This window comes from Acetobacter sacchari (genome assembly GCF_017377715.1).
In the GTDB taxonomy this organism is placed as follows: domain Bacteria; phylum Pseudomonadota; class Alphaproteobacteria; order Acetobacterales; family Acetobacteraceae; genus Acetobacter; species Acetobacter sacchari.
On sequence record NZ_JAFVMF010000002.1, the window covers coordinates 150,127 to 162,353 of the forward strand.

At 57.6% G+C, this 12,227-nt stretch carries 10 protein-coding genes; 3 read left to right on the forward strand and 7 right to left on the reverse strand.

All coding sequences use genetic code 11. From position 1 onward, the window contains the following. Positions 1-596: 596 nt before the first annotated feature. Positions 597-2,678: a phosphocholine-specific phospholipase C gene (locus J2D73_RS02325; protein ID WP_207879002.1), complete on the forward strand. Its 2,082-nt coding sequence runs from the start codon at positions 597-599 to the stop codon at positions 2,676-2,678. A 52-nt stretch (positions 2,679-2,730) separates the two neighbouring features. Here the strand turns inward: J2D73_RS02325 and J2D73_RS02330 are convergent, their stop codons facing one another. From J2D73_RS02330 to J2D73_RS21135, 3 genes are read right to left on the reverse strand one after another with little or no spacing between them, the layout of a single operon-like run. Beyond that, positions 2,731-4,095, reverse strand: a complete 1,365-nt coding sequence (locus J2D73_RS02330) for a DUF3100 domain-containing protein (protein WP_207879003.1) — start codon at positions 4,093-4,095, stop codon at positions 2,731-2,733. Positions 4,096-4,098: 3 nt separating this feature from the next. Continuing rightward, positions 4,099-5,622 carry an aldehyde dehydrogenase family protein gene (locus tag J2D73_RS02335; protein ID WP_207879006.1) on the reverse strand — a complete coding sequence of 508 codons (1,524 nt, stop codon included), beginning with the start codon at positions 5,620-5,622 and terminating at the stop codon, positions 4,099-4,101. Then, a complete protein-coding gene (locus J2D73_RS21135; protein ID WP_341535004.1) occupies positions 5,622-6,512 on the reverse strand; it encodes an NAD(P)-dependent oxidoreductase in 891 nt (296 codons plus the stop codon). The genes J2D73_RS02335 and J2D73_RS21135 overlap by 1 nt, the downstream gene beginning before the upstream one ends. A 74-nt stretch (positions 6,513-6,586) precedes the next feature. Here J2D73_RS21135 and J2D73_RS02345 point away from each other — a divergent pair, with 74 nt between their 5' ends. Then, on the forward strand, positions 6,587-7,600 hold the full coding sequence (locus tag J2D73_RS02345; RefSeq protein WP_207879008.1) for a LysR family transcriptional regulator: 1,014 nt from the start codon (positions 6,587-6,589) through the stop codon (positions 7,598-7,600). Between the two features lie 24 nt (positions 7,601-7,624). On the opposite strand, the gene J2D73_RS21245 is transcribed toward J2D73_RS02345, so the two are convergent. Further along, a complete protein-coding gene (locus J2D73_RS21245; protein ID WP_207879229.1) occupies positions 7,625-8,083 on the reverse strand; it encodes a hypothetical protein in 459 nt (152 codons plus the stop codon). Here J2D73_RS21245 and J2D73_RS02355 point away from each other — a divergent pair. Further along, positions 7,979-8,374: a hypothetical protein gene (locus J2D73_RS02355; protein WP_207879010.1), complete on the forward strand. Its 396-nt coding sequence runs from the start codon at positions 7,979-7,981 to the stop codon at positions 8,372-8,374. The genes J2D73_RS21245 and J2D73_RS02355 overlap by 105 nt on opposite strands. A gap of 1,207 nt (positions 8,375-9,581) precedes the next feature. On the opposite strand, the gene J2D73_RS02360 is transcribed toward J2D73_RS02355, so the two are convergent. The 3 genes from J2D73_RS02360 to J2D73_RS02370 are packed head-to-tail and all read right to left on the reverse strand — an operon-like array spanning position 9,582 to position 12,189. Continuing rightward, positions 9,582-10,481 (reverse strand): LysR family transcriptional regulator, encoded by a 900-nt coding sequence (locus tag J2D73_RS02360; RefSeq protein WP_207879012.1) that lies wholly within the window; start codon positions 10,479-10,481, stop codon positions 9,582-9,584. Further along, positions 10,478-10,852, reverse strand: coding sequence for a YidH family protein (locus J2D73_RS02365; protein WP_207879014.1), 375 nt, complete (start codon positions 10,850-10,852; stop codon positions 10,478-10,480). Before J2D73_RS02365 ends, J2D73_RS02360 begins: the two co-directional genes overlap by 4 nt. Further along, positions 10,849-12,189 (reverse strand): FAD/NAD(P)-binding protein, encoded by a 1,341-nt coding sequence (locus J2D73_RS02370; protein ID WP_207879016.1) that lies wholly within the window; start codon positions 12,187-12,189, stop codon positions 10,849-10,851. Before J2D73_RS02370 ends, J2D73_RS02365 begins: the two co-directional genes overlap by 4 nt. Positions 12,190-12,227 lie beyond the last annotated feature (38 nt).

Here is a 12,227-nt window from a genome sequence, read left to right on the forward strand (position 1 = left end):
ACGCATCTATCGATTGGCTTTACGTCATTTTGCCGGAAACGGGCTGCCTAAACCAACGATCGAGGCTTTCGTAGAAAAAACAGACACTACCCCTGCCAATTTGAAGAACGATCATCTGTTACCCGATGGATACTCCTCGCACGCGGACGCCTCCCCCCGACGCCGCAGGCTTGTTACAAGCCTGCGCGAAACGATCCGTCCAGAACCAAGAAGTTTACGGATTTTCTGAACAGACCATCCGAACAGACTCTATGTTCGTATATTACGCCATCAGGTAATACCTGTTTTTCCGACACGGCACACAGAAACTAAATTCAAAAAAATTCTACGAATGTCTTTGTGCATGCAAATAACCCCCCATCGACAGACAAAACAGCGACGCCAATCGACCATTTACTCTCGGTGAGCAGGCCAGCTTGGGAATCTATTTGGACGGATATCCAATATATATTTCAATAAAGTGAGGAATGGAGGCGGCCACGCCTTTTCCAGGCATAGAGATTCACGGAATTGACACAAGAACCAGACACCTGCCTCCTTCCATCGCTCGACGACGACGTTATAACATAACCAAATAAACATATGGAGCGCTTGCAGTGGCGTCACAACTCGAGCGCCGTGCGCTTCTCGGACTGGGGGCGGGTTTCTCCCTGACTTCCCTGTTGCCTTCCATTCGTCGCGCACAGGCGATTCCGGCCGGACGGGATAGCGGAACGATTGAAGACGTTCAGCACATTGTCGTGCTGATGCAGGAAAATCGTGCTTTCGACCATTACCTCGGTCACCTCAACGGCGTGCGCGGCTATGGCGACCGGCATGTCGTGCGCGGGCCGCAAGGCCTGCCGATCTGGTGGCAACAGCGACACAAGGCGGAAGACGGCTGGATCACGCCCTTTCACCTTCCGACCCAGACGACAAGCGCCCAATGCGTGATCGACCTCGATCATAACTGGGCGCCCACGCACGCCGCGATCAACAAGGGATGGAACGATCAGTGGCCCCGTCACAAGAAAGACATGACGATGGGCTATTACACGCGCGACGACATTCCGTTTCATTACGCGCTCGCCGACGCATTTACGACCTGCGACAACTGGTTTTGTTCGACGCCGACACAGACGCATCCGAACCGTTATTATCTGATGACCGGCATGGTGGATCCGACAGGCGCGGGCGGCGGTCCGGTCCTCGACAACGTGGACTGGGTGGACCGGCCCTTTTATCCGCACGTCGCGCCGCCCTTCTCGTGGACAACCTACCCCGAGCGCCTGCAGGAAGCGGGCGTGGATTGGCGGATTTATCAACAGGGTGTCTCCGTATCGGATGTCGAAAACGGCAATTTCGGCACCAATGTCCTGATGTGCTTCGAGAACTACGTGAAGGCGCAGCCGGGTTCGCCGCTCTACGAACGCGCCATGGTCGCCCGCCCCCTAAACCAGCTGCGCGCCGACGTTCTGGCGGACCGCCTGCCGCAGGTGTCGTGGATCCTTCCCCCCGCCGCATATTCGGAGCATCCGCGCTGGACGCCGGGCTACGGCGCAACGTTCATCGCTCATGCGCTTGATGCGCTGACAGCCAATCCGGAAGTATGGGCGCGCACGGCCTTCCTCATCATGTATGACGAGAACGATGGTTATTTCGACCATCTTCCGCCGCCGCAACCACCCACGCCGGTTCTTCCGGGCAAGAGCACGATTGCGACGACCGGCGAGATTCACGACAGGATCAGCAGCTATGAACCGGAACGCTATACGGCCGATCTGCTGCCTTACGGACTTGGTCCACGCGTGCCAGCTTTTGCCATCTCACCGTGGAGCACAGGCGGTTTCGTCTGCTCCGAGGTTTTCGACCACACGTCTGTTATTCGTTTCATCGAAGCGCGGTTCGGCGTACGCGAGCCCAATATCACGCCTTGGCGGCGCGCAGTCTGCGGCGATCTGACCAGCGCATTCGACTTCTCGCGTAAGCGACATATCAAAACACCACTCCCAGATACGGACGTTTACAAGAAAATTGCAGACGCTCAGTGCAAACTACCAAATCCTGTCATTCCGCCGCAAAGTCGAATCGAGGACATTGGCTTCGTGGAGCCGGGGGCGCGGCCTGCTCGCGCTCTACCTTATGCGCTTGCCGCCGACTTTGCCACCTCCCTCTCCGGCGCAGTGACAATCACCATGCGCAATGACGGCGCGCGCGCGGCCTGCCTTCTCGTCTATCGCGAGCTCACTCAGGAAGCACCACGGCGATATACAATTGAAGCGGGAAAATCGCTTCAGGACGAATGGGCGCCCGACGGATCGGCCGAACGCCGCTTCGCCGTGCTTGGTCCCAACGGTTTCGCCCGATACCTGCGACTTGCGGGGCCGGGTGCAATTTCGCTCATCGCACGACACGATGCAGCGAAGGGCGCGCTCGTTCTTGAAATCGCGAACAGCGCCAGTACGCCCAAACAGCTGACGCTCCGCGACAACGCCTATGGCTCCGTCGACCGTATCCTCACCGTTCCTGCGATGGAAAAAATGACGCAGATACTCGATCTTGCGAATACCCACCATTGGTACGATCTGACCGTCACTGCAGCGGATGAAGCAGGCAGCGAAATTCGCGTCGCCGGTCACGTTGAAACCGGCCGGGCGAGCATTACCGACCCCGCGATGGGCGTCGGCATGGCCGGATGAAGTGCGCTCTCTATCATTGCGGAGGATACGAAGAGCGAAGACGATAACCGCTTCAGTTCGGTTGGTGCATGAAAAACTGGGCGATCAGCGTCGCGCCCAGAAATGTTCCGGCGTTCGCGCAAAACGACACGACCACGATCCTCCACCCCAACCGGCGGAAAGCCGGAATGTCCTTGGCTACGGATAGTCCAGCCAAAGCCAGGATCGGGGTGACGAGCGACAGAAAATTGATCGGCGCAGTCATCGCCCTCACCGTGGCGGCGCCGGGAAAGCCGGGCAACGTCACCAGCATGGCGACGATGGAACACCACAGAACGGCCGGTATGCGGCAGCCTGCCAGACGATAAAGCCCGAGTCCTGCTACGCTGATTGCAACAATGATCACCATGCCCAGCATGGTGGATGTTGTCACGGCGGCGCCGTGACCGATCCGGTTCCCGACTAGCGCAAGGCAGCCGATGAAAAGCCAGCAGACCAGCACCCAGCGAAAGGATAACTGCCGCCCGTCGTCATGCACGACGTCGACGTCGCGAATTTCCGACGTTCGGTACGTCACCCTGCGCCCTAGAAGTGGTTCCAGGACGCGATACGCCCATATCGTGCAAGGCAGAGAGATCAGCACCGTGAAATAGGTACCGATCGTGGTCGTGATAAGATTGCTCGCAGCGGCGAAAACGGCGATGTCATCAGCCACAGACGGCGGCATGCGGGCCGCAATCGCCCCGGAAGCAGCCGCCATCATGCTGCCCGAGCCGATGCCAGAGCCCATCGCCAAGGCGTAAGGGCTGAACCAGCCAGTATCAGTAAGCAGACCTGCAAACAGCGCGATGAAAATGGCGCCGAAAATGGCGCCAGTAAGATATTCGGCGAGCACGCCGCGCCCTTCCGGAGAGTTCATCCCAAACCGCTCTCCGATGATCGCAAGGCTCGGTTCACGGCCGATGGAAAATGTCGCGCCTATCGCTTCACGTTTTATCCCAAGCAGCAGGGCTAGCGGCAGGCCGAAAACCATGGTTCCCAGAAAATGCCCGAACTCCTGAAACACGAGCGCCCATCCGGCCTGCAACACTTTCGGAATCGAGCCTCCAACCAACAGGCCCAATCGCGTGATGAAGAGCAACAATACGGGTTGCAGAAGTTTCGCCGCCGTCACCTGCGCTTGCACGGACAGCGTCATGGTTCGGGAAAAAACCTGTCCGCAGGCGCCGTACAGCGCTCCCGCGATGAGCGCCCAAACGAGCGGCAGAAGGGTGACGCCGCCAGGGCCAATCGGAACGGTGATCGGACCGATGACCTCGGCAGCGATCACGATGAACGTAGTCGCAAGCAGGATGCGCAGCATGTCCGGACGCTTCGGAACAAAGCGTCCGGCGGCTGGCGTTGGCGTCGCGGTCGGGGAGACAGACCCGGCGCTCATCACTCAGCCGAGACCGGGAGCATAACCGAAGGCGGCCGTTGGCTCCCTTGCCGTCTCGACCCAGACGCTTTTCATGTGCGTGTACTCCCTGAGCACGTCTACGCCGCTCGATCGACCGTACCCGCTCTGCCCTGATCCGCCAAATGGCGAAGCCACGTTGATCGTCTTGTAGGAATTGATCCAGAAGGTGCCAGCACGCACGCCTGAAGCGACGCGATGCGCCCGACCGACGTCGCGCGTCCAGACCGCTCCCGCCAGACCAAACGGGCTTGCATTCGCAAGGGCCACCGCCTCGGCCTCATCCTCAAACGGGATCGCTACGACCACCGGACCAAAAATTTCAGTCTGGGCCACGGACATGTCGTTATCGACGCCCGTCAGGATCGTGGGAGGCACGAAATAGCCCTTCGCAGGATCGACGTCGCCGAGCGGCGGCGTCGCCACGGCGCCGGCCTCAACGCCCTTGTCGATCATGGTGCGCACATGCTCGAACTGCCGAATGTTGTTGATCGGCCCAACCTCGGTGTCCGGGCTGGCCGGATCTCCAACCCTGATCTGTGCAGCGCCCTCGGCGACGATACGGACGAACCGATCATAGATGGAACGCTGCACCAGCAGGCGCGACCCTGCGACACAGCTTTGGCCCGCGCCCGCGAAAATCGCAGCCTGCGCGCCCTTGGCCGCAAGCGCCAGATCCGCGTCCTCGAACACGATGTTGGCGGATTTACCGCCCAGTTCGAGCACGCTCGGTTTCAGCAAGCGCGCGGCGGCGGCGGCGATCTGCGCGCCCACGGCTGGCGATCCGACGAAGACCACCTTCTTGACCGCAGGTTCGGCGACGGCCGCCTGTGCAGCGGTATGTCCATAGCCGTTCAACACATTGATGACCCCGATTGGCAGCCCGGCTTTCTCCGCCACCCTGGCCAGCGCAAGGGACGTCAGGGGCGTCCGCTCCGAAGGCTTCAGAACGACGGCGTTCCCCATCGCAATCGCCGGGGCCAGCTGCCATCCGGCGGTAAAGATTGGCGCATTCCAGGGCGTAATCTGAAGAATGACGCCAACCGGTTCACGCAACGTATAATTCAGGTGCGACGTGGGCGTCGGAATGACTTCCCCGAAAAGCTTGTCAGTCCAGCCAGCGTAATATTCGAACATCTCGGCGACCTTGATCGCCTCTCCCCGGCAATCGCGAATTGGCTTTCCCGAGACAAGCATTTCCAGTTCAGCCAAACTTTCGGATTCAGCCCGCACCGCCTGCGCGATCGCCTGCATCACGCGCCCTCGTGCCGCATGGGTGAAGGACCGCCAGCGAAGCAGCCCCTGCTCCGCCTCGATGGCCGCCCGATGCGCGACTTCAGCCCCGGCGTCCGAGAACGAACAAAGCGTTTCTGTCGTGACGGGGCTTATGATCTCAATCTGGTCGCCGCGCCCTTCCACTATGGCGCCGCCAACATAGGAACCAACAGCCTTCTCTTCCGGAAAAAAATGCGCGAACAGAGCTTCGACGCGATGCGCTTGGGCGGTCATTATTGGGGCTCCGAGATAGAGGTCTGGTGAAGCGTCATTTCGACGATACGGTTGAAATCCGCCTGATCAGCCAGTGCGGGAGCGCTGTCCGCCCATGCGACGATAGTCCGCTCCATCAGGGGCAGCCCCAGGCCGGAATGCTGCACCAGATCGTCACCCAGACGGATGTCCTTGCGCATCAGCTTCATCGTGAAGCCTGAATCGAACGCCTGATTCAGAATCCAGCGCGGCATGTTGACTTCCGTCGCAGCATTGCGGCCCGAACCGGAATTGAGGCCCGCATTCAGCTTGTCGTCCTGCATGCCGAGGCTTCGACCAAGCGCGAGCGCTTCGGCGGCGAGGATAAGGTTTGCGCCACACATGACGTTGTTGATGATTTTGAGCGCGTGACCATCCCCCACTGCGCCAACATGAGTACGCACGCGGCTCATGGCTTCCAGAACCGGTTCAATGCGGGCGATATCGGCCGCGTCTCCGCCGAGCACCATGCCAAGCGCGCCCGCCATGGCGCCAGAAGGACCGCCGCTGACCGGGGCGTCAACGAGATGCATTCCAGCCTCTTCGATCAGCTTCGCCAGACGGCGTGTCACGTCGGGGTGCGACGTCGACGTGTCAATGATCGTGACTCCTGCGCGGCCAGAAGCCAGCACACCGCCTTCGCCCGCAATAACCTGCTCGACGACTGCGGCGGTCGGAAGGGAAAGGACGATGACATCGCAGGCGTGCGTCACGTCGGACAACGACGTCGCAAGCGAAACATCTCGTCCTTCGAGTATGAGTGGCCCGTCGAGGAACGGATCATGCCCCAGAACGTCAAAACCCTTTCGCATCAGGGACGCAGCCATCCCACGCCCCATGTTTCCAAGCCCGACCACACCGATTTTGGACACCCTGCCACTCTCCTTCGTCGCAAATCCGCACCACGTCGTGCCTAGTGAAAACGGTTCTGCGATTGGCGAAAGGCATGTACACCGTCATAACTGTTGCCCTGAAAGCAACGCCGGAGGGTCGTTTCGTGGAACTGGACGAGCGCTGGATATTCTATCTGCATGAATCAATCGTCGGCGGCAGCGTAAGAGCCGCTGCCGACAAGCTGAATGTGAATCCTTCAGCTATCAGCAGACAGATTGTTCACCTTGAACAAGCCGTTGGCGCCAGCCTGATGGAGCGCCACAGCAAGGGCGTCCGCGCGACCGAGGCCGGGGAACTCGTCCTCGATTATTATCGCCGACGGCGCGCCGACCACGACGACACGCTGAGCCGCATCGAAGATATCAAGGGCCTGAGGCGCGGCCACATCAGTCTGGCGCTTGGCGAGGGATTCATCGATACGATCGCCGCTGGCCCCCTGGCCCGCTTCTGGAAGCGATATCCGGAAATTTCGCTGAACGTTGACGTGACAAGCACGAATGACGTGGCGCGGCTGCTATTGGAAGATGCTGTTCATATAGGGCTTATCTACAACCCGCCAAAGGAACCCCGATTGAGGACGCATTCGGTGGCGCTCCAACCGGTTCGTGTCATTGCGCGCGCCGACCATCCGTTTGCGGCGCTTGGACGGCCTCTGGACATAACAGAACTGCTCGACCAACGGATCGCTCAACTCCAGCATTCTTACGGAATTCGTCAGATCATAGACAACGCCACGCATATTTCAGGACTACGTATTCCCGCAGCAGTGACGACAAGCTCCATCTCCATGCTCAAAAGCTTCGTGGAGCATGGCGGCGGCATTACGCTCGCGCCGTCTTTCGTAGCGGCGAATGAAATTCAAAGCGGTAAGTTCGTCGCGGTTCCGCTCAGGCATAACGTGCTGGACGCCAGCATGCATGTAATGTCGCGTCTGGGTCGGCAACTGCCTAGTGCAGCGACCATGGTGCTGCGTCAGATTGGACGAGAGTTCCGGAGACTGGAGGCAGCCGATGACAGCTTACGCGCCGCCAACAAGCCGCATGGTGCGTCGTATACGAATGATTGATAAAAAATATATATTTTATACAATTCAACGGCTCGCTCTATAATTTTGGTGGGCGTAACGCCCGCCAAAATCAGACAAGACAGGTATCGCGTCTTGGCGCTCCTCCTTGCAGTCGATCGATCTCGACGAATTCGATTGCATCTCTGCACAAATCCAAACGCTCACTCTAGGGCGTATCGTCAGTTGATTCCGATGGCAGCAGAGACGAGTTCTGCTACTGAGTGGAATGTTGGTTTCAGCTTTTCGTGTCGTGTTACAATGCCTCTGAACTGCTTCAATCTGGCGAATCGCGCTCGATGATGTTTTGTTTTTATATAACGATCGGGAGATTTCCCGTGCATTGCGTCGGTTTTTCTTTGACGGAATAACCGATGCTATATGCCCGTCTTCGAGCTTTCCGATGAATGGATCAGCGTCATAAGCCTTGTCGGCAATAACGGCTGCCGGATCGACTTCATCCAGAAGGGTGTCTGCTTCGGCGATGTCGGCCCTTTGCCCTCACGTCAGGGAAAGAGCCACGACCTTCCTCGCAGCATCGACAGTGGTGTGGATCTTCTTGATCAGTCCGCCCCGGGGCCGTTCGATGTCCTGATCCGCACCCCTTTTAAGAGCGCGTGCACTATGCTGATGTGCTCTGATGATCGTGCTGTCGATCATCATGTATTCATTGTCGCGATCGGCCTCCATATGCCGGAAAATCCGTTTGATCACCCCGCTTTCGCACCAGCGGCGCAAGTCCATTTTCAACATCAACGGGACCGGAATGCCTCATGATCCACCCAAGCACCACAGGGGAATGGAATCATCAGGATCACCTCAAAAGCGGGGACCGTTTCGAATCAGCCACATGCCACACAATAGCGATTGTTTTTAAGAAATTGTGGAATATGCCGCTGAACGTTTTGTTACATATTGTTTCGTTTTGATATATAATAGATGATAGTCATCAGTTCAGACTGATGGCTGGCTCGTCGCCTGTAGCGGATTTTAGAGGCGACGCAATAGTAAGGAAGGGTAATATGAGGAGTCGGTTGAGAGCAGGCTCTAAACTGGTGAATGCAGTTGGCCCTGATGAAGAGAGGCGGAATAAAAGTGAATTCATGTCATTCCTATCAAAATTTAAAGATATAAAGAGCATCAAGTTAACAGACAATTTTTCTGAGATGCTCGATACAGAGTTTGAACATACATCTACTAGGAGCGAGATATCGCGGCCTGACTTTTTTTCTGAATATAGGGGGCGGATAAAATCTTTGACAACAAATTTTGTCACAATAAGATACTTTATCCTGCGAAACGATTTAAATATCACCAACAAATTGAGAATATCCCTAGATAAGCGTTACGTAAACGTAACGTGTGAGGATATTGCGCAATTATTCGATGCCACGTGGACGCAAGGCCGAATGAAACCATTTAATCCGATGGTTACATTTGAGCTTCATTCTTCAAATTTTCTAAATGGGATAGAAACGAAACTGCAAAGAAGGCACGAAATTCCGTTTATATCCACTATTCACATGTCGGAGAAATCACCATGACTTCAATTTCCGTCACTGCTCTTCGAACTCTATTATCGAATCTTTCGATGTTTTCAACGCAAACAATAGATGACGTTCAGACCATCATTATTAATTTCCTACATTTGCGCTTTCCGCACTCCTTAATTTCGATTATTTTTATGAAAACCGCACGACTTTGAATTGGAATTTTTTGAAAACATACTTCCAGCGCCAACTTGATCGTTTGGCCTACACTCAGCGTATAAAAGCGGTGTTCTTTGACATCGGCGTCAATCTGGAAGTTCGCACGCCTGCGTAAGCCTGCCGTCTTGTCGAAAAATTTACGAATCAAGCAATAATTAAATGAGAAATTCCGTATAAAACCAAAGCAACCGCGAACGGTATAAATCACATAAAACATTTCAGCTTATCATGACCTATGCCATGTCAGGCCTCACACGCGTTGCGCTACGACAATGTCACATAGGTTTGTTCGGCGTTATTGTGAGACCCAATAACGTCAGAAACGCATGTTCAGCAGGCGACAATCGCTGTTGCGGGTGACGCAACACACGAAATTGCCGATCCGGCAAAGGCAAGGGAGCCACGCACAGCAGTCCAGCCTCTACGCGCCCAGCAACCACGCTGGCCGACAATACGGCCGCAGCGTCCCCTGTTTCAACCACGCTGGCCACAGCCTCGTTGGAGGCAACCTCCAACACGATATCGAGTTTGTCAGGGTCAACGCCAAGCGCGCGCAGACCCTGCTCAAACTCCATACGCGTGCCTGATCCGGCCTCACGCAGCACCCAAGGCGTATCGAGCAGACTTCCGACGTCCGGAGGCGTTGTCGCCCACGGATGATCGGGCGCCACGACCAGAAGAAGCCGATCATGGGCTACGATATCGGAACAAAGATCGAGCGCCGGCAGATCACCTTCAACAAGACCGATGGACGCTTCGCCCGACTGCACCAGACGACCGATGTCGCGCGTGTTGGCGATGACGACATGCAGACGGATGCCGGGGTGCGCCGCCCGAAACGCGTTCAACCGCGCCGGAAGCCAGTAGCTCGCGATCGTATGGCTGGCGTGAATGCGCAGAACGCCGTCCCGCAACCCGCTGAGGTCAAGCATCCGTTCACGCGCGACCTCGGCGCGGCTGAGCACCGTACGCGCCTCGTCGAGAAAGCGCCTCCCGGCCTCCGTCAGTTCGATCCGGCGACCGACGCGACTGAAGAACGAAAGCTGAAACTCCCCCTCGAGCTGAGTTACGGCGTGACTGACCGCAGACTGGGTCAGGTTCAGGAATTCCGCCGCACGCGTAACATGCTCTCGCTCAGCGACGGCGACAAAAATCCTGAGCTGTTCGAGCGTCATGACACGATCGCCCGCACCAGCGCAGCCAGCACGCCGCAGCCAAGCACGGTAAGCACTATTGTCAGAGCGCGCTCCATCGCGGGACCAGCGCTCCGCAATTCAGTCTCCGCCGAGATCGCGTCGCGCGTAACGCGAAACCGGCGATAGGCCGCCACAAACAGGCCGATTCCCAACGCGACAAACGTGACCCCAAGCTCGGCGGTCGCGCCATAGGGTCGAGGAGCCCCCACGTCATGCTGGGCCGCCACGAGCCTGAGAAACAGATCGAACTTCGTCAGCACACCACCAAAAGCAAGGATGGCGAGCGCAGTGCGCACCCACGCCAGGAATGTGCGTTCGTTGGCTGCGTGATCGGTATAGCGAGGAATCATGGCGCACTCACCTTGGCAATAATGTCCGCTACTTTTTTTGCCTGACAACGAATTTCAGGAATAGCGATAGATTCCAGCAGAACGCCCTGTCGTGCTGGCCCCACGACGAACAGATCATCGGCAATTTTTCCTGCGCGGTCGATCAGTGCGCCATCTGGAGTGCAGGACAGGCCCGCCCCCCCGAAACCCGGCACGATCTCGCCTTTTTCGAACAAATCGTGCAGGAGAGGCGCAGCGACACGTTTGTATTTCAAGCTGGGGCCGGTGCAATTGATCACATGCGCCGCGCGAAGGCTGAACACCGTCTCGTCAGCCACGGCCGTGATGTTCAGGTGCTCGTTATCGGCCGCAACCGCGGTGACCCGGCCGTCCAGCACCCGCAGCGATCCGGCGCGACGCTCCTGATCGAGAATTTCCGCGATATGCGGCGCCATACGGTGCCGCACCACCTCCCAACGCCGTAACAGGTGCCGCTGAAAACGAATTTTTTCCGCATCCGGCAACGCGAGCCAAAGCACGTTTGTCACGGAGCGCATGCTGTCCACCGCCGCGCGCCAGTTCGTGCCGCGCTTTAGCGCCGCATGGAACGCCCGTAGATAGGCGCGCGCCGTAGGCGTTACGCCGCCAGGCGTAACGACCGGAGCAGGCAGAGGCGTGTAGTCGGCATGGCGTTCGGGAAACAGACCGTGTCGTGACAACGCCGTCACCCGGCCACGATGGCCGTTTTCCCGAAGGCGCAGCAACACGTCGACCGTCGTTAGCCCTGTCCCGATAACCGTCACCTCATCATACACGGCAATCCCGGCGAAAACCCGCTCGGCCCAGGCGTTATGATGGTAACGCCCAGTCGCGTCGAGTTCAGGCGGAATTCCCGGCAAGCGCGCAGGATCAAAGTGCCCGCAACCAAGCACGACCTTACTCGCTCGAATCTTCCGCCCATCGGCAAGCGTTATCTCGAAGCCATGCTCCAGTCTGCGGCATGCGACAGCCGCCTGTCGCTCATGCTCCGGCCCAGCTATGGAATAAAGGTTGTGCAAATAGAGGCCGTAGATGGCACGCGGGACAAACTCCCCAGGCTCCGCGCAGCCCGGCACGTTGTCTTGCAGCCACTTCAGGAAGTGATCGGGATCGTCCGGGTCGGCGCTCATGCCTTTTGCCGCCACGTTCAACAGATTCTTGAGCGACGGCGTAGAATAGGCCAGCCCGAGGCCCGGACGTTCAGACGGATCGATCACGGTGCAGGTTACGCCATGACGTACGGCCAGATTCCACGCCGTCAACGCTCCGCTCGCCCCCCCGCCGATGACGACGATATCGCGTATGTCTGTTTCGGTCATATCGCTCATACTCCTGCAACGCTAATGCGCGCAGAATG